The 25,908-nt window shown below is 52.4% G+C and carries 18 protein-coding genes and 1 tRNA gene; 17 read left to right on the top strand and 2 right to left on the bottom strand.

Annotation, left to right across the window (positions count from 1 at the left end):
* The first annotated feature begins 61 nt into the window (after nucleotides 1-61).
* From ACILP4_RS07155 to rnr, 9 genes are all read left to right on the top strand, one after another.
* Nucleotides 62-2,083, top strand: a complete 2,022-nt coding sequence (locus ACILP4_RS07155) for a biotin carboxylase N-terminal domain-containing protein (RefSeq protein ID WP_395620053.1) — start codon at nucleotides 62-64, stop codon at nucleotides 2,081-2,083.
* A 62-nt stretch (nucleotides 2,084-2,145) separates the two neighbouring features.
* Nucleotides 2,146-3,732, top strand: a complete 1,587-nt coding sequence (locus ACILP4_RS07150; RefSeq protein WP_395620052.1) for an MFS transporter — start codon at nucleotides 2,146-2,148, stop codon at nucleotides 3,730-3,732.
* A 31-nt stretch (nucleotides 3,733-3,763) separates the two neighbouring features.
* On the top strand, nucleotides 3,764-4,801 hold the full coding sequence (gene alr, locus ACILP4_RS07145; protein ID WP_395620051.1) for an alanine racemase: 1,038 nt from the start codon (nucleotides 3,764-3,766) through the stop codon (nucleotides 4,799-4,801).
* A 270-nt stretch (nucleotides 4,802-5,071) separates the two neighbouring features.
* The gene (locus tag ACILP4_RS07140; RefSeq protein ID WP_395620050.1) at nucleotides 5,072-8,443 is read left to right on the top strand and encodes a TonB-dependent receptor domain-containing protein; all 3,372 of its coding nucleotides are present in this window, start codon (nucleotides 5,072-5,074) and stop codon (nucleotides 8,441-8,443) included.
* A 101-nt stretch (nucleotides 8,444-8,544) separates the two neighbouring features.
* The gene (locus tag ACILP4_RS07135; protein ID WP_395620049.1) at nucleotides 8,545-10,581 is read left to right on the top strand and encodes an alpha/beta hydrolase family protein; all 2,037 of its coding nucleotides are present in this window, start codon (nucleotides 8,545-8,547) and stop codon (nucleotides 10,579-10,581) included.
* Nucleotides 10,582-11,229: 648 nt separating this feature from the next.
* Nucleotides 11,230-11,796 (top strand): polyhydroxyalkanoate synthesis repressor PhaR, encoded by a 567-nt coding sequence (phaR, locus tag ACILP4_RS07130; protein ID WP_395620048.1) that lies wholly within the window; start codon nucleotides 11,230-11,232, stop codon nucleotides 11,794-11,796.
* 26 nt (nucleotides 11,797-11,822) lie between these two features.
* Nucleotides 11,823-13,352, top strand: coding sequence for a proline--tRNA ligase (proS, locus tag ACILP4_RS07125; protein WP_395620047.1), 1,530 nt, complete (start codon nucleotides 11,823-11,825; stop codon nucleotides 13,350-13,352).
* Nucleotides 13,353-13,382: 30 nt separating this feature from the next.
* A complete protein-coding gene (locus ACILP4_RS07120) occupies nucleotides 13,383-13,811 on the top strand; it encodes a GxxExxY protein (RefSeq protein WP_395620046.1) in 429 nt (142 codons plus the stop codon).
* Nucleotides 13,811-16,081 carry a ribonuclease R gene (gene rnr / locus ACILP4_RS07115; RefSeq protein ID WP_395620045.1) on the top strand — a complete coding sequence of 757 codons (2,271 nt, stop codon included), beginning with the start codon at nucleotides 13,811-13,813 and terminating at the stop codon, nucleotides 16,079-16,081. Before ACILP4_RS07120 ends, rnr begins: the two co-directional genes overlap by 1 nt.
* 178 nt (nucleotides 16,082-16,259) lie before the next feature.
* Here the strand turns inward: rnr and ACILP4_RS07110 are convergent, their stop codons facing one another.
* Nucleotides 16,260-16,715, bottom strand: coding sequence for a universal stress protein (locus ACILP4_RS07110; RefSeq protein WP_395620044.1), 456 nt, complete (start codon nucleotides 16,713-16,715; stop codon nucleotides 16,260-16,262).
* Between the two features lie 153 nt (nucleotides 16,716-16,868).
* On the opposite strand from ACILP4_RS07110, the gene ACILP4_RS07105 reads away from it, so the two are divergent.
* From ACILP4_RS07105 to ACILP4_RS07085, 5 genes are all read left to right on the top strand, one after another.
* A complete protein-coding gene (locus tag ACILP4_RS07105) occupies nucleotides 16,869-18,149 on the top strand; it encodes a pyruvate dehydrogenase complex dihydrolipoamide acetyltransferase (RefSeq protein ID WP_395620043.1) in 1,281 nt (426 codons plus the stop codon).
* A gap of 1 nt (nucleotide 18,150) precedes the next feature.
* Complete coding sequence (lpdA, locus tag ACILP4_RS07100; RefSeq protein WP_395620042.1) at nucleotides 18,151-19,542, top strand: dihydrolipoyl dehydrogenase; 1,392 nt, start codon at nucleotides 18,151-18,153, stop codon at nucleotides 19,540-19,542.
* A 132-nt stretch (nucleotides 19,543-19,674) separates the two neighbouring features.
* Nucleotides 19,675-20,979 (top strand): amidohydrolase family protein, encoded by a 1,305-nt coding sequence (locus ACILP4_RS07095; RefSeq protein WP_395620041.1) that lies wholly within the window; start codon nucleotides 19,675-19,677, stop codon nucleotides 20,977-20,979.
* Nucleotides 20,980-21,091: 112 nt separating this feature from the next.
* Nucleotides 21,092-21,436, top strand: coding sequence for a hypothetical protein (locus tag ACILP4_RS07090; RefSeq protein WP_395620040.1), 345 nt, complete (start codon nucleotides 21,092-21,094; stop codon nucleotides 21,434-21,436).
* Between the two features lie 270 nt (nucleotides 21,437-21,706).
* Nucleotides 21,707-22,717 carry a DUF6236 family protein gene (locus ACILP4_RS07085; RefSeq protein ID WP_395620039.1) on the top strand — a complete coding sequence of 337 codons (1,011 nt, stop codon included), beginning with the start codon at nucleotides 21,707-21,709 and terminating at the stop codon, nucleotides 22,715-22,717.
* 93 nt (nucleotides 22,718-22,810) lie between these two features.
* Here ACILP4_RS07085 and ACILP4_RS07080 read toward each other — a convergent pair.
* Nucleotides 22,811-22,900: transfer RNA gene (locus ACILP4_RS07080), tRNA-Ser, on the bottom strand.
* 233 nt (nucleotides 22,901-23,133) lie between these two features.
* Between ACILP4_RS07080 and ACILP4_RS07075 the strand changes: the two genes are divergently transcribed.
* From ACILP4_RS07075 to ACILP4_RS07065, 3 genes are all read left to right on the top strand, one after another.
* Nucleotides 23,134-24,135: a lytic transglycosylase domain-containing protein gene (locus ACILP4_RS07075; protein WP_395620038.1), complete on the top strand. Its 1,002-nt coding sequence runs from the start codon at nucleotides 23,134-23,136 to the stop codon at nucleotides 24,133-24,135.
* A gap of 149 nt (nucleotides 24,136-24,284) precedes the next feature.
* Nucleotides 24,285-24,932 carry a dTMP kinase gene (gene tmk / locus ACILP4_RS07070; RefSeq protein WP_395620037.1) on the top strand — a complete coding sequence of 216 codons (648 nt, stop codon included), beginning with the start codon at nucleotides 24,285-24,287 and terminating at the stop codon, nucleotides 24,930-24,932.
* Nucleotides 24,929-25,894: a DNA polymerase III subunit delta' gene (locus ACILP4_RS07065; protein WP_395620036.1), complete on the top strand. Its 966-nt coding sequence runs from the start codon at nucleotides 24,929-24,931 to the stop codon at nucleotides 25,892-25,894. The genes tmk and ACILP4_RS07065 overlap by 4 nt, the downstream gene beginning before the upstream one ends.
* Nucleotides 25,895-25,908 lie beyond the last annotated feature (14 nt).

Genomic DNA, 25,908 nt, shown 5'->3' with positions numbered 1-25,908 from the left:
CGGTCTGCGTGGCACGATTGACCCTGAACCGAGTTCAGGGTGACGGTTTTGGGGGAGTTATATGTTCAAAAAAATCCTGATCGCCAACCGTGGCGAGATCGCATGCCGGATCATCAAAACCGCGCGCCGGATGGGGATTGCCACGGTTGCTGTCTATTCCGATGCTGACGCGCGGGCGCCATTTGTGCAGATGGCTGATGAGGCGGTGCACATCGGGCCTTCGCCTGCTGCGCAGTCTTATTTGATCGCAGACAAGATCATTGCTGCGTGCAAGCAAACAGGCGCAGAGGCGGTACATCCCGGCTACGGTTTCCTGTCCGAGCGCACCAGCTTTGCTGAGGCACTGGCCAAGGAAAATATCGCTTTCATTGGACCGCCAGTGAACGCGATTGCCGCAATGGGCGACAAGATTGAGTCCAAGAAACTGGCGATGTCGGCGGGCGTAAACGTTGTTCCCGGCTTTGTCGGCGAGATTGATGACACCGAACATGCGGTAAGGATTTCGGAAGAAATCGGCTATCCAGTGATGATGAAGGCCAGCGCCGGTGGTGGCGGCAAGGGGATGCGGCTTGCCTATAATGAGCAAGATGTCCGCGAAGGTTTTGAAGCGACCAAACGCGAGGGATTGAATTCATTCGGCGATGATCGCGTGTTTATTGAAAAATTCATCCTCAACCCACGCCATATCGAAATTCAGATATTGGGCGACCAGCATGGCAACATTTTGTATTTGAATGAACGCGAATGTTCGATCCAGCGGCGGCATCAAAAAGTGGTCGAAGAAGCACCTTCACCCTTCGTCACACCGAAAATGCGCAAAGCGATGGGTGAGCAATGCGTGGCGCTGTCCCGCGCAGTTGGCTATTATTCTGCAGGGACTGTCGAACTCATCGTATCGGGTGCGGACCCCAGTGGCGAGAGCTTCTATTTCCTCGAAATGAACACGCGGTTGCAGGTGGAGCATCCGGTAACCGAATGCATCACGGGCATCGATCTGGTTGAACAAATGATCCGTGTCGCTGCGGGTGAGAAGCTTGCCATGACGCAGGACGATATCAAAATCGACGGCTGGGCGATTGAAAACCGCGTTTATGCCGAAGACCCCTATCGCGGCTTCTTGCCCAGCACGGGACGCTTGACGAGATATCGTCCGCCCGTGACGGGTTGGACCGAGGACGACGATGCCAATGGCCGTCGCGGGGTCGAGGGTATCCGCGTAGATGACGGCGTCTATGATGGCGGCGAAGTTTCCATGTTCTACGATCCCATGATCGCCAAGCTCATCACTTGGGGTAAAACCCGCGATGAAGCCGCCGACTTACAGATCGCGGCGCTTGATCGCTTCGAAATTGAGGGGCTTGGCCATAATATTGATTTCGTCAGCGCCATCATGCAGCATCCGCGCTTCCGTTCAGGCGAACTGACGACAGGCTTCATCGCAGAGGAATATCCTGACGGTTTCCATGGTGCGGCATCAACGCCCGAGCTGGTCAAATCACTCGCTGCGATTGCCGGCTTTGTTGCGACCGCTGAGGCCGACCGCGCGCGTCATGTTGACGGTCAGCTGGGCGATACACTTAATCCACCTGCGCGCTGGCAAGTTAAGATTGGCGACGCTGTCCACAACATCGAAATGATCGATGGTGATATGCACGTTGACGGCACGCCTTTTGACCTTTCGATGGAATATGATCTCGGTGATCGGTTGATTGAAGCCGAGATTGGGGACGATGAATTGGCGGTAAAGATCGCCAAAAAGCGCACTGGATTTCATCTGACGACACGCGGCGCAACGCATGTCGCACGCGTATTGCCCGGCCACATTGCCCATCTGGCAACGCACATGATCGAAAAAATTCCGCCAGATTTATCCAAATTCCTCATTTGCCCGATGCCCGGCCTGCTCACGACTTTACATGTCAACGTCGGTGACACGGTTGAAGCGGGCCAACCGCTTGCAGTTGTCGAAGCAATGAAGATGGAAAACATATTGCGCGCGGAAAAATCCGGCACCGTAAAGCTGGTTAATGCGCAGGCCGGGGACAGCCTAGCCGTCGACGCGGTGATATTAGAGATGGAGTGAACCGGCTTGTAAGTACTGTCATTGGTATTAAAACATGCGCAGAGGGTTTTTAGGGGAACGTCATGGCGAAAGCTGCCGAAACTGAAGTCGTACTGGATCCAAAACGCGATCGCTTGGTCATTACAGCATCGTCGCTTGGCACCGTTTTCGAATGGTATGACTTTTTCGTCTATGGCATATTGGCGGCGTTAATCGGGAAGCTGTTTTTCCCTGCCGACAATCCAACCGCCGCGACTTTGGCATCGCTGGCGATCTTTGGTGCAGGCTTTGGCGTGCGGCCGTTTGGCGCCATCCTGTTCGGCTATTTTGGTGACAAGATTGGCCGGAAATATACGTTTCTTGTGACGATTACGCTAATGGGCGTCGCAACCGCCGCAATTGGGTTGTTGCCAACGTTTGAAACGGCGGGGGTTTGGGCGGCTGGCTTGCTTTTGCTTATGCGCTGTCTTCAGGGCCTAGCGCTTGGCGGCGAATATGGCGGGGCGGCGATTTATGTTGCCGAACATGCGCCAGATGGCAAACGCGGCCAATATACCAGTTGGATTCAGGCATCGGTCGCCGGCGGATTTCTGCTCGCGGTGATTGTCGTATTGATCACACGCCAGTCCATGAGCACCGAGGCGTTTGAGGCATGGGGCTGGCGCGTACCGTTCTTGACCTCAATTTTTCTGCTCGCAATTTCCCTCTACATGCGCGTTAAATTGTCGGAAAGCCCCGTTTTCAAGGCGATGAAGGCCGCGGGCACGACGTCCAAAAATCCATTTCTGGAAAGCTTCCAATATCCGGGCAATGTGGGCCGTATCTTCGTTGCATTATTCGGCGTCGCTGCGGGATTGACGGTCATTTATTACACATCGCAATTCGGCACATTGTATTTCTTGACGGGGACCGCGCGTGTTCCAGAGACTGATGCGCTTATGTATATGGCGGTGGGAGCAGCGTTGGCCGCGCCAACTTATGTGGCTTGCGGATGGCTGTCGGATAAATGGGGCCGCAAAAGGTTGCTTTTGCTTGGCTATGGCCTTTCCATCATTGGCGTATTCCCGATTTTCTGGATGATGGCGGATGCCGCAAATCCAGCCCTTGCGCGCGCCACACAGACCAACCCGGTCACGCTTTCCATTCCCGATTGTGATTTCAACGCGCTCAACCGCGTACATGAAAGCGAATGTGCGCAGGCGCTGAATTTCCTAACGAAGCGCGGCATTGCGTATAGCAAAGAAGCGAGCGACACCGTGTCATTGAACGTCGGTGATGCCAATCTGCAAGGTTTTGATGAAAAAGCCTATATCGCCGCGCTAGAAAAGGCGGGTTATCCGGATAAATCTGACCCCGCGCAGCGCGAGCCTTGGAAAATCATCTTGGCGGTGTTCTTAATGGTGACGTTGTCGGGCATGACCTATGGCCAAGTCGCGGCAATCCTTGTGGAAATGTTTCCGGCTAAAATTAGATACACATCCATGTCCATTCCTTACCACATTGGCGCAGGATATTTTGGCGGATTTCTGCCCTATATTTCGCAATATATCGTGGCGCAGACAGGGCAGCCTTTCTCGGGGCTTTGGTATACCGTTGGGGTTACGGCACTGGCATTTGTTGTAGCATTGATTTGGCTGCCGGAAACATCCGGAAAAACGGAGCTGGATTGACAGTCAGTGATACAGGGGCAAAAGGCGGTCGATGACTGAATTTGAGCCCTCCTTGCGCCTTCACCATGACGGAGAGGCGCTTGTTTCTAACTGGCGTGCACTAGATGCGCGTAGCGGCGATGCGCGGGCAGGGGCTGCCGTAAAAGCTAATGGCTATGGCTTGGGCGCCCGCGAGGTTGTTACACGTTTGCGTGACGCAGGGTGCCGTGATTTTTTCGTGGCCCATTGGGCTGAAGCAGAATTTATTGCCGATTTGGTGCCGCCCAGTTGGATATCGGTGCTGAACGGTATTGCGCAAGCCGATATTCCCGCAGCGCAGGCATTGGGCGCCATTCCAGTGCTGAACACCCCTGAACAAGTTTCCAACTGGCGCAGTGCAGGCGGCTGGCGGTGCCATGTCATGCTGGATAGCGGTATTAATCGCTTGGGCGTTGCGCCTGATCAAACCGGCATATTGGCTGACCTAGATATCGATATTTTATTGTCGCATCTGGCGTCGGCTGACGAAGATGTCGCACAAAATGCCCGCCAACTCGAAATTTTTGCAGAAGCGCGATCGCATATTCGGGCGCAACGATACAGCTTCGCCAATAGCGCAGGTATAATGTTGGGCGCAGCGTATCATTTTGACCTGACGCGCCCGGGATTGAGCCTTTATGGTGGCATTGCGCGCCCTGAAATGGCCGAGTGGATCAAGCCAGTAGTCCGGCTCTCGGCGCGGCTTCTTCAGGTACGAGACTTACCCGCAGGCGCCATGGTCGGTTACAATGCGACCCATGTCTGCTCCAAAGAGACCCGCGTGGGTACGATATCAATGGGCTATGCCGACGGATATATGCGCGCTTTTTCGGCTAAGGGCAGGGCATGGGTTGATGGACTTGAGCTACCCGTTATCGGCCGCGTGTCGATGGACCTTGTGACGTTGGATCTGAATGCAGCGCCCGCATTGCGCGAAGGTGACTGGGTCAATGTTGATTATGACCTTGTTACAGCTTCAGAGCTGACGGGCCTCTCGCAATATGAACTGCTGACTTTGTTAGGTGACCGCTCTAGCCGCTTCTGGATCTAATATCTCCAGCACATTGAGGATACCTCCGAAGCTACTCTTTGCCGATGCCTATTCTGCCACCTAGCGCAGCACACAAAAGCACGCGCGAAAAAGCATGAGCATCAATCTCATCGCGGCCACATTCAAAATGCCACACACAATATATAGTTGCTGATTTGTCACAGTATTTCGCTTTAGCAATGGTTTTTTAAAAGCCCCTTGAAATATCAAGTTACATTTGCATAATACACAAGTTTACAATTGCTACCATTTGTAGCGGGGGGATTTACTATGAAGAAGTTTCAATTATTGGTCGCGGGCTCGACAATCAGCCTATTGATGAGTGCTGCTTCGCCGGTTTTGGCGCAAACCACGGCCGAAGAAAAGCCTGCAGAGGAAGAGGTTGTCGTCGTCGACCAAACTAAAACTGAGAGCGCAGAAGAAGAAGAAAAAGCCGGTATCGTTGTAACCGGTTCGCGCCTCCGTCAAACTACATTTACCAGCATTTCCCCACTTCAAGTTATCACAAATGACGAGGCTGAGGATACCGGTGAGTTCGAAGCAGCCTCGCTGTTGCAGAAGTCAGAAGCGGCCGCTGGCCAACAGATCGACGGGACATTTAATGGCTTCGTTCTTGATAATGGCCCTGGCTCTCAAACCCTGAGCCTGCGTGGCCTTGGCGCTGACCGCACGCTACTGCTCATCAATGGCCGCCGCATGGCGCCTGCAGGTGTCGAGGGCGCGCCAACGAGCCCATCGCTTAACTTAATCCCTTCATCATTGGTTGATCGTTATGACTTACTGCTTGATGGCGCATCGTCGGTTTATGGCTCGGATGCTATGGCAGGTGTTGTAAACGTCATTCTGCGGAAGAATTTTGACGGCCTGACACTGCGCGCTAACGGCAACATCAACCCACAAGGCGCGGGTGAAGATTATACGATTAGCGGATCATGGGGCGTCAATAACGACAGGGGCTTCTTTGGTGTAGGTGTTGAATATGCCAAGACCGCTACAGTCCGTCTAAAAGATCGGGCGTTCTTCCGTGGTTGCAATAAGCATTATGAAATTGATCAATATGGCAACCCGCGGACAATGGACGTTGCTTCTAATGCGCTTGTGGGCGCCCGTACGCCCGGCTTAAGAGTATCTGTAAATGAATGTAAAGTGGACGGTATTTCTGGTCGTATTTTCATTGACCAAACTAACTATGGAAGCGTCTATTATACACCAGGTGTTGGTAACACCAGAATTCCCAATTATAACGAAAATTCCTTTGGCGGCAGGGACATTGATTCCAACAGGGATGGTATAGTTGACGTTGATTTTCAGGACGTTAACACTAATGGCGCAAACGAAAATCAGGTTTTCCAGAACGGTCGCCGACTTCTCAACGTCATGGCTGTTGGTGAATATACCTTTGAAGGTGATGCTAATATAACGCCGTTTTTCGAGTTTAATTATAGCCGTAACGAGGCTGAGGCAGATAATACTGGTGCACCCCAGCTATTTCCTGCTGTACCAGCGACGAACCCGTTCAATCCTTGTAATCGATTGGCCGTTGGTGGTGTAGATTGTCGCGCTGCACAGAACGCAGCGTTTGGAACACGCCTTTCAACTAACTGGGATTTGTCCGTTCAGCCGATTGTTGCTGTGGTAGGGGATAGAAATAATTTTTCGACCATCCAAGAGCAATATCGGGGTGTTTTGGGTGTAAAAGGTGATTTGCCGTTCTTGGGATCTGGCTGGGATTTTGAAGCATCAGGCGTATATTCAAAAGCTATAGGTAAATCGACACGCTACGGTATACGTGAGGACAAGTTGGCGTTCGCTCTTGGCCTAGATCCTACCGCTGATTACAATGGAGATCGTGTTTTTGATAACAATGGCGATGGCATTGCTGATGATTACAACCCAAATCTGTTCACGGGAGGGATCCGTGGTATTAGTTCTCAATCTTTAGCGGCGCCCTGTAGCGCAGCAGGCTTGCGTAATCCAAGCGGGGCAATGGCCGATCTGACACAGGGTTGTGTGCCTGTGAACATGTTTGCTGCTAGCCTTCTCAATGCCCCAATCGGTAACTTTGCCACACAAGCTGAACGTGATTATCTGTTTGGGGTGCGCGAGTTCAACACAACTTATGAGCAACTGGTGCTGTCGGGCTTTGTTGGCGGCAGTCTGTTCTCGTTGCCAGCTGGCGACGTAACTGTGGGTGTGGGTGCCGAGTATCGGAAGGACAAGATCAATTCTACGCCGTCGCTTGTTGCGTCCAATGGTTTGTTCTTCGGATTCTTTGCCGACCGCGGTGCAGTAGGCAGTAAAGTTATCAAGGAGGCCTTTGGTGAGGTTAGCCTGCCGCTGAAAGCGGACGAATTTTTGGTGCGTGAACTGTCGCTAAATCTCTCCGGTCGTTTCACGGACGAGGAATATTACGGTAGTGCAGGAACTTACTCGGTTAAGGGCCGTTGGCGTCCGTTTGATCCAATTGCGTTCAAATTTAGCTATGGCACTTCGTTCCGTGCGCCAAATTTGCGCGAAAACTTCCTTGCTGGGCAGTCTGGATTTTCAACTCTGTTCGATCCTTGTGCGGTGACCGAGGCTTCGATTGTCGCAGGTAGTTATAGTGCTGCCTTGGATGATCGTGAAAAGACCACACTTGAAAATTGTTTGCGCGAGGGACGTGATCCAACAAAAGTTGGTTTTGACCCCGTTCTTGGAACTACAATCCAACAATCAAGTTCAGAAATCTTGTCAGGCGGAAGTCTTGACCTGAACGAAGAAACATCTACCGCAATAACGGCAGGTGTTGCCTTTGAGCAGACGATTGGCTCTGGTTTCCGTGTTGCGCTTGGCGCCAGCTATTTTGATATCAAGGTCAAGGGGGCAGTTGTAGAACCATCCTCTCAGTTCATTTTGAACGATTGTTACACGCGTCAGGATGGAAAGCGCAGTCCATTTTGTGAACGTATCACGGCAAGCAGCCTTCAATCGGAACGGTTCCTTGTTAAAAAGGTCTCATCAGGCTTTATCAATCTCAATAGCGAATCTGTCCGCGGCATAGATTTCAATGTTGATTTTGGTAAGGAAGTTCAATTTTTGGGAACGAACATTGATCTAGGGCTAAATGTTCGTGCCAACCATTTGATTGAGCGCAGCACCACGTTTATCGATGATAATGGTGACGCCACTTACGATGATGATGCCGGTGAATTTGGTTTGCCAAAATGGACTGGTCAAACGAGCTTTACTGCTGATATCGAAAAGTTCCGGTTCACATGGCAGGTTGAGTATACAGGTCCCGTCGAGCAGCAGGCCGATGGTATCGATCCATTGTCTAGCGCATTTGGAAGAAACGCTGAAGGTGTTGCGACTGGGTTCGTTGGTGACACATGCCTTGGTAACGGAAGCGGCGCTGTATCTGGCGATGGGTATTTCTGCCGCGATGTCGGCTTTGCCAACAAGTACTTCACGCACACTGCTTCGGTCCGGTATCGTGACGCTGCTAGCGGCTTAGTGCTTCGTGCCGGTATTTCGAACATCTTTGATCGGAACCCACCAATGGTTGATAGCAACGAAGTATTTGCAATCGCTAACACCGCAATCGGAAACGGTTATGATTATAACGGCCGTGAATTCTTTTTCTCTGTAGAAAAGAAGTTCTAGGAAACACACGGTGGTTTAAGGATTATAGAAAGCGGCCTTGCAATATCGCGAGGCCGCTTTTTTTTTAGACAACAAAAATTTGAAATGAGAGTAGTACAAACATGAAAAGATATGGATCGTTTTCCCTCGCCGTCAGTGTTGGAGTTTTGTCGCTGGGCATATCATCAACCGCGATGGCGCAAGCAACGATCGTTGTAACTGCCCCCAAAACGGAGGTAGGAAACGGTACCCCATCAGTACCCATTAGCGTTTGGGGCCAGCGTGATGCAGTCGGCACGCTAGAATTGTCACCAGATGGAAAGCACATCTTGTTGCTAAAGATCGAGGGTGGCAATTTAGGTACGAACATCCTTGAGATTTACGATACCAGCGATTTATCAAAACCAATCAAACGCTTGAACTCTAATCCGATGGAGATGATTTCTGCGAGCTGGGTGAGCGACAAGCACATATATGGTTCAGCTTGGAAGGTTGTCCGCAAATCGGTAACTGGTCCTGAAGAAGACGTGCGTAGCTACAAATCATTTGCGTATAATCTCGAAAAGAATAAGTTTTCTAACATCGATGGGTCTTTCCGTTTGGTATCAGTGCTGCCGAAGGAACCCGATGATGTCCTTATAGCCGAAGGTAACGCGGTGGCAGACGCTACTGGTGTTGACCCATTTCAGGCATTTCGTCCCAGATCATATTTCAGGTTTAACCTTGAAACAGGCACGAAGTCACTAGTGTTGAGAGGTAACGAAAAATATCCGACGGCAGATTTTGATGATGATGGCAACCCGCGTTTCACATCGGGCCTCGATGGCTTTCAGCAGGTTGACTACTATCGTGCGCCAGGTGACAGTGCATGGAAAGAATTCGGTGAACGGTATGATCTGAACGAGCACAAAAATCTATATCGTGTTTTGAGTGGCCTCACTGGATTTGCAGGTGTCAATGGTAGCGATCCAACAAAGGGCTATATTACTGATACTCGTGGTGAAGACAAAGTCGGGTTGTACGAGTTCGATTTCACTACAGGAAAAGTCGGTAAAAAAATCTATTCCAACCCTGATGCGGATGTTATTGGCGTGCAACGTCACTCGATGCGTTGGGCGGGCAATAACAACATTGTCGCTGCGATCTATTCCGGTGCGAAATATGAACGTCACTGGTTCGATATGGAAGAAAAGGCGCTTTACGATGATCTTGAACTAAAGATCCAAAACGCGCATCAAATCCGGATTACTAGCCGTTCGCGAGATGGCAAAATCATCGTTGCTTACAATAGTGGCCCCAAGGACCCCGGATCTTATTGGTTAGTTAAGGACGGTAAGGCTGTTAAGCTGGCTAGTAGAAATCCGTCTGTACGATCGGCAGATTTGAACAAGGTCGAGTTTTTTCGATACCCTGCACGCGACGGGAAAATGATACCAGCCTACATTACTGTGCCGAAGGGCAAAGGTCCTTTTCCATTGGTCGTGGTCCCGCACGGCGGACCGCAGGTGAACGAAGTCATCGGCTATGACGAATGGGGGCAGTTCCTTGCAAACGCCGGTTATATGGTCTTGCAGCCTCAGTACCGGATGTCGGTGGGCTGGGGTCAGGAACATTTTGACTCCGCTTACGGTCAGCACGGCCTGGCTATGCAAGACGATAAAGATGATGGCGCGATGTACCTTGTAAAGGAAGGTTTGGTCGACAAAAACCGGATGGCCATGTTTGGTTGGTCTTATGGTGGCTATGCTGCACTTGTCGCCACTCAGCGAGATAACAACATCTATCAATGCGCCATTGCTGGTGCAGCCGTTGCGGATCCAGAAAAACAATATTTCGGTAGACGTAATCCTTCATCGCCAAAGGCTTTGGATGATTGGTCAAAGAGGCGGGGTATGATTGGTATCAATCCTATTAAGGATGTTGAAAAGTCTAATATTCCCTTGTTGATGATCCACCCAAGGCAAGACCGACGTGTGCTATATTATCACATGACTGATTATAAAGCAGCGATGGAAAAAGCAGGCAAAACTAACGCTCAGTATGTGACACTCGAGGGAGCAGACCACTTCTCCAGCACATTAATGTTCGATCATCAGACAACGCTTTATTCGAAATTGCTCGATTATCTTAAAAAGGACTGCGGTCCCGGCGGGTTATAATTTTCGCTAAAGCGGGTTACCGTCTTTATCGATTTGCCTTTTCCCAGCCCTTGAGAATACGGTGCCGCAAAATATTGCCCGAAAGCCTACCCGGTTTTCGGGCATTTTTATTGGGGAATAGCTATCGCAATCCTTGCGTTTGATTTGCGGCACCCTGGTTCGTCGTGCGCAACAAAAGGGCACATACAGCCTGCGTAAAAACGACCGCTCTCAAGTTTCCTATATAGAGAAGTTGGGATCGACCCAAGTTGCCCAGCACAGCAATAAAAGTAGCTTACGTACCTTGCGACAATGCTTTGTCGATCTAAACCAAGATCGAATATGTCTCACTGTAAATGAGATAACCAATTCAAAATAGCAGTACATAAAGAAAGGGCCGCCTTCCATAGAAGACGGCCCTTCGCAATTCATAATCTTTGAATAAGATTATATCTTAAAGCGGATACCGGCATAGAACCTGCGGCCAAACGGATCGTAAACGTCGGCCTGTGTTTCGGTGCCAGTAATCGACGCGCTGATGTGCGGGCTTCTCTCCTCTGGCACTGCTGAGCACCAATGTTACAGAGTAAGACAACCAAACCTTCACCAATGTTGCAGTGCACTATGACATAGTGCTAACGGGGATTAACTTTCCCGGAAGGACCCACGATGGCACGCACAGCCAACAAAAATGGTGATGGCCCAATCATCATTAAAAAATATGCCAATCGCAGGCTGTATAACACGCAGTCGTCTAAATATATTACGCTCGATTTCCTTGCCGAACTGACACGCAAGGACGTTGATTTTAAAGTACTCGACGCCAAAACCAATGAGGATATCACCCATGGTGTCCTGACGCAGATCATCATGGATGAGGAAAATAGCGGGCAGCAAATGTTGCCGGTTGGCTTTCTGAAGCAGTTGATCGCGATGTATGGCGATTCCATGCAAGGGATGGTGCCGCAGTTTTTGGAAACCTCGATGGATAACTTCCGCAAGAACCAGCGGCAGGTTCAAGAAGTGATTGAAACCGCGATCACATCTGGTCCTTTTGGCCATTTGGCAAAGCAGAATATCGAATTCATGCGTTCTGCGCGAGAAGCCTTGATGCCGAATTTGGGCAATCTCACCGGCAAAAAGCCGGAACGTGATGAAACTGTTGCCGAACTCAAACAACAAATCGCGGCGCTTCAGGCCCAGATTGACAAAATGGCTGCCGAACGCGCCTCATAAACTTTTCACAGAACACAGGTAAGATTTTGATAAAACATGCTTTAAGCGTCACGCGGGCGCAAAATTTCGCTGGCTGGTATCAGGAAGTCATTTCGGAGGCCGATTTGGCTGAGGAATCCGGTGTGCGTGGATGCATGGTCATCCGGCCATGGGGCTATGGGATGTGGGAACGCATTCAAAAGCTTATGGATGCAGAGATAAAGGCCGCAGGCGTTGAAAACTGCTATTTCCCTTTGTTCATCCCGTTATCTTTCTTTGAAAAAGAGGCCGACCATGTCGAAGGTTTTGCCAAAGAGATGGCGGTTGTTACGCATCACCGCCTTGTCAGTGATGGCAATGGCAAGCTGATCCCTGATCCCGGCTCGAAGTTAGAAGAACCGCTGGTCGTTCGCCCAACTTCTGAAACGGTAATTGGTGCGGCCATGAGCCGCTGGGTGCAAAGCTGGCGCGATTTGCCCTTAATGGTCAACCAATGGGCGAATGTTGTGCGTTGGGAAATGCGCACACGGATGTTCCTGCGCACCAGCGAATTTTTGTGGCAGGAAGGGCATACCGCCCATGCCGACCGTGCAGATGCGATGCAGGAAACGATGCGCGCGCTGGAAATGTATCGGGCCTTTGCAGAAGGCGCGCTGGCTATGCCCGTTGTGGCGGGTGAGAAGCCGGAGAATGAACGCTTTCCGGGTGCCGTAGCTACTTATAGCATCGAGGCGATGATGCAGGACGGTAAAGCGCTACAAGCAGGGACGTCGCATTATCTGGGCACGGGCTTTGCCGAAGCGTCGGGCATCAAATATCAGGATAAAGAAGGCAATCAGCAGTTCGCGCATACGACCAGCTGGGGCGTATCCACGCGTATGATTGGCGGCGTGATCATGACGCATGGCGATGATGATGGCCTGCGTTGCCCGCCGCAAATTGCACCGCATCAAATCGTCATCATTCCGATGTTGCGGGATAATGACGAAGACGAGGCCGTTCTCGCATATTGCCGCAGCTTGCGCTCGGAATTGCTGGCGCTCAGCGCCTTTGGCGAACCTTTGCGGGTGTTGCTGGATACAAAAGCGACGAAGGCGTCGAACAAGCGCTGGGCCTGGGTCAAAAAGGGCGCGCCGATTATCGTGGAAGTTGGCCCCCGCGACATGGGTGAAGGCAAGGCAGCGGTCATTCGCCGCGATAGCCTGTATAAAGACGACGGAAAGCTTGCGACCGCATTCACGCCGCGCGCCGAATTTGTGGCGTCCGCGCCTGCTTTGTTAGAGGACATCCAAAGCAGCCTATATGCCGAAGCAAAAGCACGGCTGGAGGCCAACATTCGGCGCGACGTCACTGACCTTGCCCAACATTTCGCCGGCGACGAAGCGGGCTTTGCGGGCTGGGTCGAAGTACAATGGTCGCGCCCGAGCGGGGCGGCACTTGACGACATTGTGGCACAGCTCAAGGCGTTGAAAATCACGATGCGTAACAGCCCCATCGATGCCGCACCCGCCGACGGCCCCTGCTTCTTTACAGGCGACCCAGCAGTGGAACGAATACTGATTGGGCGGACTTATTAGAGTTTCGCACGAAGACACGAAGAGGGCGGAATGGACATTGAAGATATCTGCAATATCATTGTCGACTGCGCCTTTAAATTGCACGTAGACATCGGTTCAGGGCTCTTGGAAAGTGCGTATGAAGCAATCTTGGCGGCTAAGCTCCAAAGCCGAGGGCTGAACGTCGAACGACAGGTGGCCATAGATATTGAATATGACGGCGTAGAGTTACCAGCGGCCTTTCGTTTAGACTTGCTTGTAGAAGACAGCGTTATCTTGGAAATAAAATCTGTCGAGAAAACGCTGCCGGTCCACGCGAAGCAAGTGATAACCTATCTGCGGTTAACAAATTTGAGCCATGGCTTTGTCATTAACTTCGGTACCGCGATGTTCAAAGACGGTATAAGGCGGTTAGTGAACGACCGAACATCTTCTGTGTCTTCCCGTCTTCGTGCGAACAAAATTGGAATAACCAAATAATGACCAAAAATGCGCGATTTGAAGGGCTCCCCAATAGAGATCAGATCCTTGAATTTATCAAGACGTCGAAGGATCCTGCGGGCAAGCGGGAAATTGCGCGGGAATTTGGCTTACGCGGTAATGAGAAAATTGCGCTGAAGGCATTATTGAAGGACATGACCGATGAAGGGCTGATCGACATGGCCCCGGGCCGCGCCTTTCACAAAATGGGCGGTGTGCCCAAGGTTACGGTGCTCAAGATTGTCGCAATCGACGGCGATAATGCGGTGGCTGTACCCGAGCATTGGGAGGCCGAAGGTATTCCTTTGCCCAAAATTCGCGTCATAGAAACCAAAGGTAAACGGGGCGCTTTGGGCATTGGTGACCGGATATTAGCGCGCACCGAGGAACGCGGCAGCGGCCATGTTGCGCACATCATGAAGAAGCTAGCCAAAGGCAGCGAACAGATATTAGGCGTGGTCGAAGGCGGCGAGAATGGCCGTTTTTGGCTGAAGTCCGTCGACAAAAAAGCCCGGTTTGATACGCAAATTGGTGATGTTGGCGAGGCACAAGCTGGCGAACTCGTGCTTGCCGAATTAACAGGCAACGCGCATAAAAAATCGGCGCGGGTGACCCAAGTCCTTGGCGACCCATTTGCGCCCAAAAGCTTCAGCCTCATTGCAATCCATAAATTTGGTATTCCGTTTGAGATGCCCGAAACCGTGGAACGCGAAGCAGAGCGCGTCCGCGAATTACCGGTCACTGACGACCATCGTGAAGATCTGCGCCATTTGCCCATCATCGCGATCGATCCACGCGACGCGCGGGATTTTGATGACGCCATATGGGCTGCCCCCAATGCCGACACGGGCGGTTTTGACGCGATCGTCGCGATTGCCGATGTGAGCTATTATGTCCGCCCTGGTAGCGCATTAGACCATGAAGCGTCGAAGCGTGGAAACAGTGTCTATTTCCCTGATCTCGTGGTGCCAATGCTGCCGCACGCATTATCTTCGGACAAATGTTCATTGCGGGCAGGGGAAGATCGCGCCGTAATCGCCTGCCATCTTGCCATTGGCAAGGCCGGCCAAGTGACGTCATGGCGCTTCACGCGTGCTATCGCGCGGATTGCGGCCAATATCCCGTATCCAGATGCGCAGGCCGCCATCGATGGACAGATGGAAAATACCCTGCTGGAAACGGCGCTCAAGCCGCTTTGGGCGTGCTGGAGATTGCTTTCCAAGGCGCGGCACAAGCGCGCACCGTTGGAACTGAATTTGCCTGAAAAGCGTATTACGCTCGACGATCAAGGCCGGGTCACGGGCGTTGCCGAACGTGAGCAGCTTGAAGCGCATCGTTTGGTCGAAGATTTTATGATTGCCGCCAATGTCGCCGCAGCTAAGGCGCTGGAGGCCAAAAAGTCGTCTTTGATTTACCGCGCACATGAACCACCAAGCCGAGAAAAGCTGGTGGCGCTGAAGGAATATCTGAAGACCTTTGATATCGAATTTGCGCTGGGTCAGGTGGTTAAGCCTGAAACGTTCAACAGTATCCTCGAAAAAATAATCGACGATGAAGTGCGGCCGCAAATCATGGAAGCGGTCTTACGCAGCCAGACACAAGCTTATTATGGTCCGAACAATGTGGGGCATTTCGGTCTCTCATTAGGCAGCTACGCTCATTTCACCTCACCCATCCGACGTTATGCGGACCTAATCGTCCATCGCGCGCTGGTGAGCGCGTATGGGCTTGAAATGCCCAAGCCAAAACTCAAGGATGTGGAGCCCATAACGGGCTTGACCGAAGCCGCGATTACGAAGCTTGCCGCCACCGCAGAAGCCATTAGCCGCACCGAACGCCGCGCGATGGAAGCAGAGCGGGAGACAACAGATCGCTACATTGCGGCGTATCTATCCGCCCAAGTAGGGCAAATTGTTCAAGCGCGGATTACAGGCGTGCAAAATTTTGGATTTTTCGCAACAGTACAAGGTATTGGCGGCGATGGCTTAGTCCCTGTCTCAACCTTGGGTAAGGATTATTTCCATTATTATGAGGCAAGCCAGACGTTAATTGGCGAAAAAACAAGGCAGGAATATCGGCCGGGAATGTGCCTTGAATTGCGTCTGGCCGAGGCGAACCCGATTTCCGGTTCGCTACGCTTTGAATTGCCGGAGGGCGGAAGCTATGCCCCAGATCGGTTTAAGCATAAGGGCAAGCCCAAGGCTGGCAAATATGATGCAGGAAAGCGCGGGCGTCCGGGGAATATCCGGCATCAGGGAAAAAGGCGCTGAGCCTGCTTTACATCATCCTAATAGAATAGATGTTCGTCATCCTGAACTTGTTTCAGGATACCAAAGCCCGCCGCGCGTTATCCCGAAACAAGTTCGGGATGACGATAGGGAGGAAGGATGACAATAGGGAGGAAATTGACGCACGTTCTGGATGACGAGGGGGTGTAAAAGTTCGGCCCTAACTCAATTCATCCAATTGCGCATCGCTGAGCGATCCGGGGATAACCATGACCGGGCAGGGCAAAGTCCCCGCATTCAAACCCGTAAAGTGGCTTATCAACGGGCCCGGTGCACCTTGGGCGGCGGCACCTAGCACAAGCGCGGCGATTTCGGGATGTTCTTCCAGCATAGCCTTTACGACATCAATAGCCTCACCAGGCTTTACCGTAATATCGGGACGAACGCCCATTTCGTCAAAAATAGAGCCTGCTGCGGCAGTCACTAATTGCTCAGCCCGATCGCGCGCCTCTTCTTCCATCGTCGCCTGAACGCCGCCCCATGCGACAAAGTCCGCTTGTTCCACAAGCGCCAAAATATGCACAGTGCCTGCAGTTTTGGCGGCACGGCGCGAAGCAAAACGCAAGGCAAGCCGTGCTTCCTCGGTTTCGTCGATAACCACCAAATATGTCCGCATAGCTTCCCCCGGAGCCCACTTTGCCCGCAGCATTTCAAGAATTCGTATAGCCTGCGCGAAAATTGACCGATTGGCAACCTTATCACGCTTGACGCTTGGGAAAGCTTGGTTATTCGGAGACCTTTAACGACGTCTATAAAAGGCCAGTACCCGATGCCCATAGAACTCAAAATGCCAGCCCTTTCGCCCACAATGGAAGAAGGCACATTAGCCCGCTGGCTGGTCAAGGAAGGCGACAAAGTATCTTCCGGCGATTTGCTGGCCGAAATTGAGACCGATAAGGCGACGATGGAGTTCGAAGCGGTTGATGAGGGCATCGTGACCCAGATATTGGTCGCCGAGGGAACAGATGGCGTGAAGGTCGGCGCGGTAATCGCGATGATTCAAGGCGAGGATGATGCGGCACCTGCGCCGAAGGCCGTTGCAGCATCGACGCCTGCGCCTGTCGCTAATATTCCAGCACCGATCGTGTCGAGCCCTGTCAACGAACCGCCAGCGCACCCAAAAATGGCCGATTTAGCTAAAAACGACCGCATCAAAGCAAGCCCACTCGCCAAGCGGATAGCCGTGAACAAGGGCCTTGATCTAACCTCAGTCGCTGGCACTGGCCCAAATGGGCGTATCGTGAAGGCCGATGTGGAAGCACTCGATGGCGACAGCCGGAGCACTGTTGCGGCCATCACTTTTAATGCCGGACCTCGCGCGGAAGCTCCCATGGCTAAGCCCGTAGCGATTAGTACCGACATCCCACATGAGGTCGTCAAGCTCAGCAATATGCGCAAGACCATTGCGCGCCGGCTGACCGAGAGCAAGCAGCAAGTGCCGCATATTTATCTGACGGTCGATGTCCGCCTTGACGCCTTGTTGAAACTACGCGGCGAATTGAATGCCAGCCTCGAAAGCCGCGGCATCAAGCTGTCGGTTAATGACATGCTGATCAAGGCGCTCGGCCTTGCGCTCATTCAGGTGCCGAAGTGCAATGTCAGCTTCGCGGGCGACAATATGCTGCAATATAGCCGCGCCGATATCAGCGTGGCCGTTTCCGTACCTACTGGATTGATTACGCCCATTGTAACGGATGCCGCGAACAAATCGCTGTCCAAAATCTCGAGCGAAGTGGCCGAACTTGCAGCGCGCGCCAAGGATGGCAAGTTGCAGCCGCATGAATATCAAGGCGGCACGGCGTCCATTTCCAACATGGGCATGATGGGTATCAAGCAATTCGACGCCGTCATCAACCCGCCACAGGCGATGATCCTCGCGGTCGGGGCAGGGGAAAAGCGCCCCTATATCGTCGATGACGCCCTCGCCATCGCGACAGTCATGAGCGTCACCGGCTCCTTCGACCACCGCGCCATCGACGGCGCAGACGGGGCTATGTTCATGAAGGTCTTTAAGGAGCTGGTGGAGAAGCCTTTAGGGTTGGTGGCGTAAAATGTCTAATTACGACCTCATCGTCCTTGGTTCTGGCCCCGGTGGCTATGTTGCCGCCATCCGCGCCGCGCAGCTTGGGTTGAAAGTCGCCATTGTTGAACGCGAAAATCTCGGCGGTATCTGCCTCAACTGGGGCTGCATCCCGACCAAGGCGTTGCTGCGCTCGGCCGAGATTTATCATTATATGCAGCATGCGGGCGATTATGGTCTGACCGCTGCGAATGTCAGCGCCGATATTGATGCCGTAGTGAAACGTTCGCGCGGCGTAGCGAAGCAGTTAAATCAAGGCGTCACGCATCTGATGAAGAAGAACAAGATCACCGTCCATATGGGTGATGGAAAGTTGCTCGCCGCTAATCGGCTTTCAGTCAGTAAAGACGGCAAGGCGGAGGAATTGACCGCGAAAAACATCATCCTCGCTACCGGCGCGCGGGCGCGGGATTTGCCCTTTGCGCCTGCCGATGGAAAGCGCATCTGGACCTATCGCCACGCGATGGTGCCATCCGAAATGCCGAAAAAGTTGCTCGTCATTGGGTCGGGTGCGATTGGTATTGAATTTGCTAGCTTCTACAATGATATGGGCGCTGATGTTACCGTTGTCGAAATGCTCGACCGCATTGTGCCGGTCGAGGACGCCGATGTTTCCATCTTCTTGGAAAAGGCTCTGACTAAACAAGGCATGAATATCATGACTGGGGCAGGGGTCGAAAGCCTGAAGGCCACCGCCTCGGGTGTGTCCGCATCGATTAAGGGCAAGGACGGCAAAGTCGTAGCATCGGAATTCACCCATTGCATCGTCGCCATCGGCATCGTGCCAAACACCGAAAATATCGGCTTGGAAGCGCTGGGCGTAGAGATGGACCGCGGGTTCCTGAAAACCGATGCCAACTGCCGCACCAACGTGCCCGGCCTGTGGGCGATTGGTGACATTACCGCACCGCCATGGTTGGCGCATAAGGCAAGCCATGAAGGCGTGATCGCTGCCGAAACCATCGCTGGCGGTCATCCCCATGCGATGGATCCCCGCAACATTCCGGGCTGCACATATTGCCATCCGCAGGTCGCAAGCGTCGGCTTGACTGAGGCCAAGGCAAAAGAAGCAGGCTATGACGTCAAGGTCGGCAATTTCCCATTCTTAGGCAATGGTAAGGCCATTGCGTTGGGTGAGGCGGAAGGTTTCATCAAAACTGTGTTTGACGCGAAGACCGGCGAATTGCTTGGCGCGCATATGGTGGGTGCAGAGGTGACCGAGTTGATCCAAGGCTATACCATCGGCAAAACCGCTGAATTGGTTGAGGCCGATTTCATGCACACCGTATTCCCACATCCGACCTTGAGCGAGATGATGCACGAAAGCGTGCTCGGCGCTTATGGCAAGATGCTGCATATGTGAATGGTGCGCGCCGAACAACGCAACAAAGGCGATTAGGTTTTACGCCTTAAAATTTGTCGGCAACGTTTTTACTGTCCTACACGTCCATTTTTTGCCATCCTTTCCGGCAACTAGAATGTGTAGGAAACAGATATGTCATATAGTGTGAACTTGCGGAAGAATCTGCGGGTCTTGGCGCTTTCAGGTGCCGCCATTTTGTCCTCGACGGCACAGGCGCAGACGACGGTAATAACCGCGGATAAGATGGTCGATGTTTTGACTGGTAAAACGGTCGATTTTCCGGCTGTTTTCGTTGGCGCGGATGGCCGTATAACCAGCATTGCCGATGCACGCACGGTCAAATGGGGCAGCGATGTCACACATATCAACATGTCGGGCAAAACTATATTGCCCGGCCTCATTGACATGCATGTCCATCTCGACAGCCCCGCTGACATTGGCGGTTATCGCGGCCTTGAATTTACCGACAGCTTTTGGGGCATGTCCGCCGTCGGCGCAGCGCAGGCGATGCTCAAGGCTGGTTTTACTACCGTGCGCAATGTCGGGGCGGAAAATCGCAATGACATTGGTCTAAAACAAGCGATTGAAAATGGCTATGCGATTGGTCCCCGCATTGTGCCAGCTGGCTATTCCATCGGCGCAACTGGCGGACATTGCGACTCGACATTCCTACCTCCCAGCCTTGAAGGGGCTTCCAAGGAAGAGGGCATTGCCGATAGTGATGACGAACTGCGCTACGAAATCCGGCGCCAACGTAAATATGGTGCGGAAGTCATCAAGGTCTGCGCCACAGGCGGCGTGTTCTCACGCAATACCGAACCTGGCCAGCAGCAGCTTTCTGAGGGCGAATTGCGCGTGATAGCTGAAGAAGCGCATCGATGGGGCTTGCGCGTTGCGGCACATGCCCATGGCGGAGAAGGAATTAAAGCGGCAATCAAAGCGGGCATCGACACGATTGAACATGCAAGTCTTGTCGACGACGAAGGCATAAAGCTTGCCGCCGCGCGCGTGCGTCCGGTCTGGTTCTCGATGGATATCTTCAACACCGACTATACGCAGGCCGAGGGCGCGAAAAACGGTGTATTGGAAGACAATCTGCGCAAAGACCGCGAAGTCGCACAGATTCAGCGCGACAATTTCCGTAAAGCGCACAAGGTAGGCGTTAAGATGGTCTTTGCCTCTGACGCAGGCGTGATGCCACACGGGCTTGTCGGCGGTCAGTTCAAGGTCATGGTCGAATATGGCATGACCCCGCTGGAGGCCATTCAGGCCGCAACCCGTAACGCCGCCCAAGCGCTTGGCCGTGAGAAAGATGTCGGCGCCATTGCCGTTGGCCGCTTTGCCGATATCATCGCGGTCGATGGTGATCCATTGGCCAATGTGCGCGAACTGGAGTCGGTCGATGCCGTTGTGAAGGGCGGCAAAATCGTCCGGTAAAGGCGCTTAAGGCAATCTGTCATAGCGCATTGATTGCGTCATGACGGTTGTGTAAACTGTCTTATCAGCGGGCGCATAAACGTCCGCAAATGAACATCAGGGGTTTGGAAACATGATCACTATCATCGCAACCGCACTACTCAGCATGGCCGCCATGAAAGGCGACCCGATGGACAACGCGCGCAAGGCATTCAACAACTGCATGATTGAAGTCCACAATGTTGCAGTCGCGGAGAAAGCCGCCCCAAGCGCGTTCGTCAAAAGATCCGATGAGGCATGTCCGACAGAACGCGCAGCCTATAAGGCGATATTGGTGAAGTCCGAACGGTCCTTTGGTTCAAGCCAAGCGGACGCGGAGAAGTTTGCGGCCGAAGAAATCCAGATGCTGGTCGACTCGGTGGTGACAAGCTTTAATGAAAATGTTGAGAATGGCGCAAAGTTGACACCGGAGAAGTAAGGCGCGCGAAGAAGGGTGGTGGCGGACAGGGTGTAAATACCAAATGCCCTGAAATGACCCTTTTCTAAAATTTGGTTCTTCTAATCTGTAACAGCATGTAAAGTAATCATGTTGAGCGTTCAAGTTTATCTCTACTCATATACCATATCTAACCGATTTTCCTTTCTGTCCCCTTGTAGTAATACAAAGGTTAAGAAAATAAGTTATCAATAGTCATTGCACAAAGTTACTCCGTTCTATAAATTTTTATCAAAATTTAGACGGAGTTTCATGATGCCTAGGGTATTTAGGAGCGGAAATAAGCACAGGGCGGGACTGTACTCAGGTGCATCCAACCTACCAGCACTGTCCTTTGGGCGGGATGTAACCAAAATACCTAATGCCGATACACAGATTTTAAATGTCCATAACTTTGAATTAGCGCCGTCACTAGCGGAAACTGAACGTGGCGCCATTATGCTACCCGACATTTCAGTTAAATCACGCGACGGTCAATTATTGGGCGATCAAGCACTTGAAATCAACGTCGGCGAGTTTGACCCACATTTGGTGCGCGCGGCATTACTTTTATTTGACCGCATAGATTATCCAATGAACAACTATTTTCAATTTGGCAGAGATTGTCCTCCTGGTCTAGAAGGTTGGTCTGGTTTCCAGCGATCCCGATTGGATCTGACCGCACCATGTCTCTCTGAAGTTATCCCTACGATGGTAGATGAAGTTTTGCGGCTTCTAAACATCAGGGAAGAGGGAATGTGGTCGGTAGCGCGAGGCCCCACTCAAGAACTTATTTCAGCGGATAAACTTGCCCCATTATCTGGGCTTAAGATGAGGTTAGAGAACGCTTTACCATTACCTGCACCCGAGGTAGCTTATGATGATGTCCTTTCTTTCAAGGCGCACTGCCGGGACGAGTTGACCGCTTTACGTCATTACATAGACGGGTTAGCATTAGAAGTAAGCCAGAGTGGTTTCTCGAATTACCACCAAACTGTAGCGTTCGAGAAGTTTGATAAGGCTTTGGGTGACTATTACAAAGTGGCTAGAAAGAAGAATTTCTTGAAAAGATTAACGTCGTTAGATATCTCTTTCGACCTTACCGATGCCTCAAAAGTTGTTATAGCCGGGGCAGTAGGTGCAACGGCGATATTGCCGTCACTTGAAAGCGCAGCGATTGGTGCGGCTTTGAGCCTAGGCATAGGTGTAGGCTTGAAAAACAAGGTCGATGGAACCGTTCCTTCACCGTTCGACTATGTATTTCGTGCAGGTAAAGAGATGTAGCAATTACGCTGAGTGTTGGGTTTCAGAGCAAAGGTGGATTCAAAGGTTAGAATTCCACATCATTACTTCAAACTCTTGGTATAAGTAAGATGCTGGCGGACAGGGTGGGATTCGAACCCACGGTGAGCTTCCACCCACGACGGTTTTCAAGACCGTTGCCTTAAACCACTCGGCCACCTGTCCGCTTACGATGCGTCCCCTAGCCAGTGCGCTTTGCGATGGCAAGCGCAGATGATGCGCGCTTTTGCCAAAGCGTACGATGAAATGATTGCCTCTCGGGACCAAAACAATTCACAGCCTTAATGGATTGTGGCATTATGCCCAATCAGACATGAGGAAGTTCAGTGCGCTTTTACCGTAAAATTGTGATGACGATGGCGATTTGCGCGAGTGCGTCTGTGCTAGGTACTGCGTGTATGGCACAGGAGGATGCCGCTGTGGTTTCTGAGGAAACCAATAATGCACAGCAAGCTGGTTTCCGCTCTTATCTGGAAATAGTGCGTCAGCGCGCCCTGCGGGAGGGTGTGACGCCTGTAACGCTCGACCGCGTGCTGCCGTCACTGACCTATAATGATCGTGTGGTCCGGCTTGACCGGCAGCAACCCGAAGGGGCGTCCAGCGCACCGGTGCCAAACTTTGCCCCATATAAAGCGCGCCATGTCGATGCATCGCGTATCAGCAGAGGCCGCGCCAAATATGCAGAGCTTCGACCGTTGCTGAAGCGCATAGAGGATGAAACTGGTGTGCCTGAAGAGATCATGATTGCCATTTACGGCCATGAAACCAATTACGGGTCCTTCATGGGCAATTTTAACGCGCCACAAGCCTTAGCCTCTTTGGCATATGAAGGGCGTCGCCGTGCCTTGTTTGAAGGCGAGTTCATCGCGGCGCTGAAGATGATCGACAAAGGGGTCCCCCAATATGCGATCACTGGAAGCTGGGCAGGGGCGCTTGGCAAACCTCAATTTCTGCCATCGGTATATCTGCGGCTTGCCCGTGATGGCGATGGTGACGGCTATGCCGACATTTGGCGCAGCGAAGTCGATGCCATGACGTCAATCGCCAATTATTTCGTCAATGCAGGCTGGCGGCGGGGTGAGGATTGGGGTTTTGCAGTCAACGTGCCGCCATCCTTCGACCGCAGCGGCATGCGGTCGCGCATGACATCACCGCGATGCCCGCGCGTCTTTGCACGACACAGCCAGTGGCGGACAATTGCCGAATGGCGGCAATTAGGTATAGCACCGCAGCGGGGTTTTTGGCCGAATGACAATATGATGGCAACGTTGATTGAGCCAGATGGCGCGGGCAATACGGCCTATCTTCTTGGCGGGAACTACCGAGTCATATTGGATTATAACTGTTCGAATTTCTATGCGCTGTCGGTGGGATTGTTGGCGGATGAAGTGCGCAATTAGGGTTTCCCGTTGCTCTTGCTGACCGCTATACGCAGCCATTAAAATCTCTTATCAGATGCAGAAAGCGCTGCCTTGCCGACGGCTATAGGCGATGACGGAAAAATAGAATCTATGCCTAATTATGCGAAGCACATAATCATCCCTATCGATTGGACGCACCTGTGACCGCGCGCGGCCGGTTTATATCTATTGAGGGCGGGGAGGGCGTGGGCAAGTCGACTCAGATTGCTGCGCTTGCCGCCTTTATCGAACAAAAAGGCTTTGAAGTTGTGTTGACCCGCGAACCAGGTGGAACCGAAGGTGCTGAAACCATCCGGCAACTGGTGCTGGGTGGAAGCGCGGAACGGTGGATGCCACGCGCAGAAGCCTTGCTGTTTGCCGCAGCACGCAGTGACCATGTCGAGCGGCTCATCGAGCCCGCTTTAGCTAACGGAAAATGGGTCATTTCCGATCGCTTCGTCGACAGCAGCCGTGCGTATCAGGGCGCGGGTTCCGGCCTGTCTGACACCGATATCATGACACTCCACCAGATTGGCAGCCTGGGCATGCTACCGGACCGAACATTGGTACTGCGTCTGGATACCAAAGAGGCCGCAAGCCGCGCTGCTGCGCGTGACCAAAACCAGCCTGACCGCATTCAGGGACGCGCCGAGCTTTTCCATTCCGATGTAGATGTGGCCTTTGTAGGCTTTGCTGAGCGTGAACCGCGCGTGCGGCTTATCGACGCGTCGGGCACGGCGGATGCGGTAACGGCGCGGCTCCTGAGCGAAATTAGCGACCTGTTGGAGCCTGCATGAACGATTATGTCGGACATGATAAGGCATGGCGGCAATTCGCGACCGCCTGCGACAGCAATAAGATCCACCATGGCTGGATTTTGGCTGGCCCCCGGGGCATCGGCAAGTCTGCCTTTGCATTGCGCGCCGCGGCAATGCTGGTTGACCCGGAAAATGCTTATGAAAGCATGATTGCGCGCGGGTCGCATCCCGATATCCTGTCTGTTAAGCGGCTACCTAAGGAGCCGTTGAAGGAGGATGAGGACATTGATGATGTTACCGAGTTCAAGCGCAGCATCACCGTCGATCAGATCCGCGGGCTGCAGCAGTCGCTGACCACGCGCCCGGGCTTAAGCAACCGGCGGGCAATCATCATCGATGCTGCGGACGATTTGGAGCGGGGTGGCGCCAACGCATTGCTCAAGTCGCTAGAGGAACCACCCGTTGGCACTTTCTTCTTTCTTGTCAGCCATGCCAGTGACCGCCTGCTACCCACCATTCGTTCGCGCTGCCAAATCTTACGGTTTGAACCTTTGAGCGATGCCGACATGGTAGACGTTCTGCAACGCGCGGCACCGGAGGTCAGCACAGGCGAACTTCAAACACTTGTCAGATTAGGCAATGGCACACCGGGGCAAGCGCTTGATTTTCTTGGTTTTGATCTTAAGGAAATTGAGGACGCCATGTTGTCCATCCTGCGTACAGGCGACCGCGACAATGCCTTGCGCAATGGCTTGGCAGACAAATTAGCGTTAAAGGCTGCGCAACCGCGATATGAAGCTTTCTTGCGCCGTGCGCCGTCCCTGATCGCGGAATACACGCGTAAACTCGATGCCGCGCAAGCAAATAACGGTGTCACCGCTTGGGAGGCCGCGAGCGGACTTGCCGCTCGGGCAATTGCATTAAGTTTAGATAAACAAAGTGTCGTCTTCCAAATGGGAAGCTTGCTGGCATCGATTCAAGCGCATACAGCGCGCCCATAGCTTATGTTAAGAGT

This window comes from Sphingorhabdus sp., from assembly GCF_044239045.1.
GTDB lineage: Bacteria > Pseudomonadota > Alphaproteobacteria > Sphingomonadales > Sphingomonadaceae > Sphingorhabdus_B.
The sequence above is the reverse complement of the archived record's forward strand: the minus strand, read 5'-3'. Positions and strand labels throughout refer to the sequence as shown.

Bases quoted from the DNA above. Each gene is read 5' to 3' on its own strand.
- ACILP4_RS07155 (WP_395620053.1), top strand. From the start codon at position 62: ATGTTCAAAAAAATCCTGATCGCCAACCGTGGCGAGATCGCATGCCGG.
- ACILP4_RS07150 (WP_395620052.1), top strand. From the start codon at position 2,146: ATGGCGAAAGCTGCCGAAACTGAAGTCGTACTGGATCCAAAACGCGAT.
- alr (WP_395620051.1), top strand. From the start codon at position 3,764: ATGACTGAATTTGAGCCCTCCTTGCGCCTTCACCATGACGGAGAGGCG.
- ACILP4_RS07140 (WP_395620050.1), top strand. From the start codon at position 5,072: ATGAAGAAGTTTCAATTATTGGTCGCGGGCTCGACAATCAGCCTATTG.
- ACILP4_RS07135 (WP_395620049.1), top strand. From the start codon at position 8,545: ATGAAAAGATATGGATCGTTTTCCCTCGCCGTCAGTGTTGGAGTTTTG.
- phaR (WP_395620048.1), top strand. From the start codon at position 11,230: ATGGCACGCACAGCCAACAAAAATGGTGATGGCCCAATCATCATTAAA.
- ACILP4_RS07120 (WP_395620046.1), top strand. From the start codon at position 13,383: ATGGACATTGAAGATATCTGCAATATCATTGTCGACTGCGCCTTTAAA.
- rnr (WP_395620045.1), top strand. From the start codon at position 13,811: ATGACCAAAAATGCGCGATTTGAAGGGCTCCCCAATAGAGATCAGATC.
- ACILP4_RS07110 (WP_395620044.1), bottom strand. From the start codon at position 16,715: ATGCGGACATATTTGGTGGTTATCGACGAAACCGAGGAAGCACGGCTT.
- ACILP4_RS07105 (WP_395620043.1), top strand. From the start codon at position 16,869: ATGCCCATAGAACTCAAAATGCCAGCCCTTTCGCCCACAATGGAAGAA.
- lpdA (WP_395620042.1), top strand. From the start codon at position 18,151: ATGTCTAATTACGACCTCATCGTCCTTGGTTCTGGCCCCGGTGGCTAT.
- ACILP4_RS07095 (WP_395620041.1), top strand. From the start codon at position 19,675: ATGTCATATAGTGTGAACTTGCGGAAGAATCTGCGGGTCTTGGCGCTT.
- ACILP4_RS07090 (WP_395620040.1), top strand. From the start codon at position 21,092: ATGATCACTATCATCGCAACCGCACTACTCAGCATGGCCGCCATGAAA.
- ACILP4_RS07085 (WP_395620039.1), top strand. From the start codon at position 21,707: ATGATGCCTAGGGTATTTAGGAGCGGAAATAAGCACAGGGCGGGACTG.
- ACILP4_RS07075 (WP_395620038.1), top strand. From the start codon at position 23,134: ATGGCACAGGAGGATGCCGCTGTGGTTTCTGAGGAAACCAATAATGCA.
- ACILP4_RS07065 (WP_395620036.1), top strand. From the start codon at position 24,929: ATGAACGATTATGTCGGACATGATAAGGCATGGCGGCAATTCGCGACC.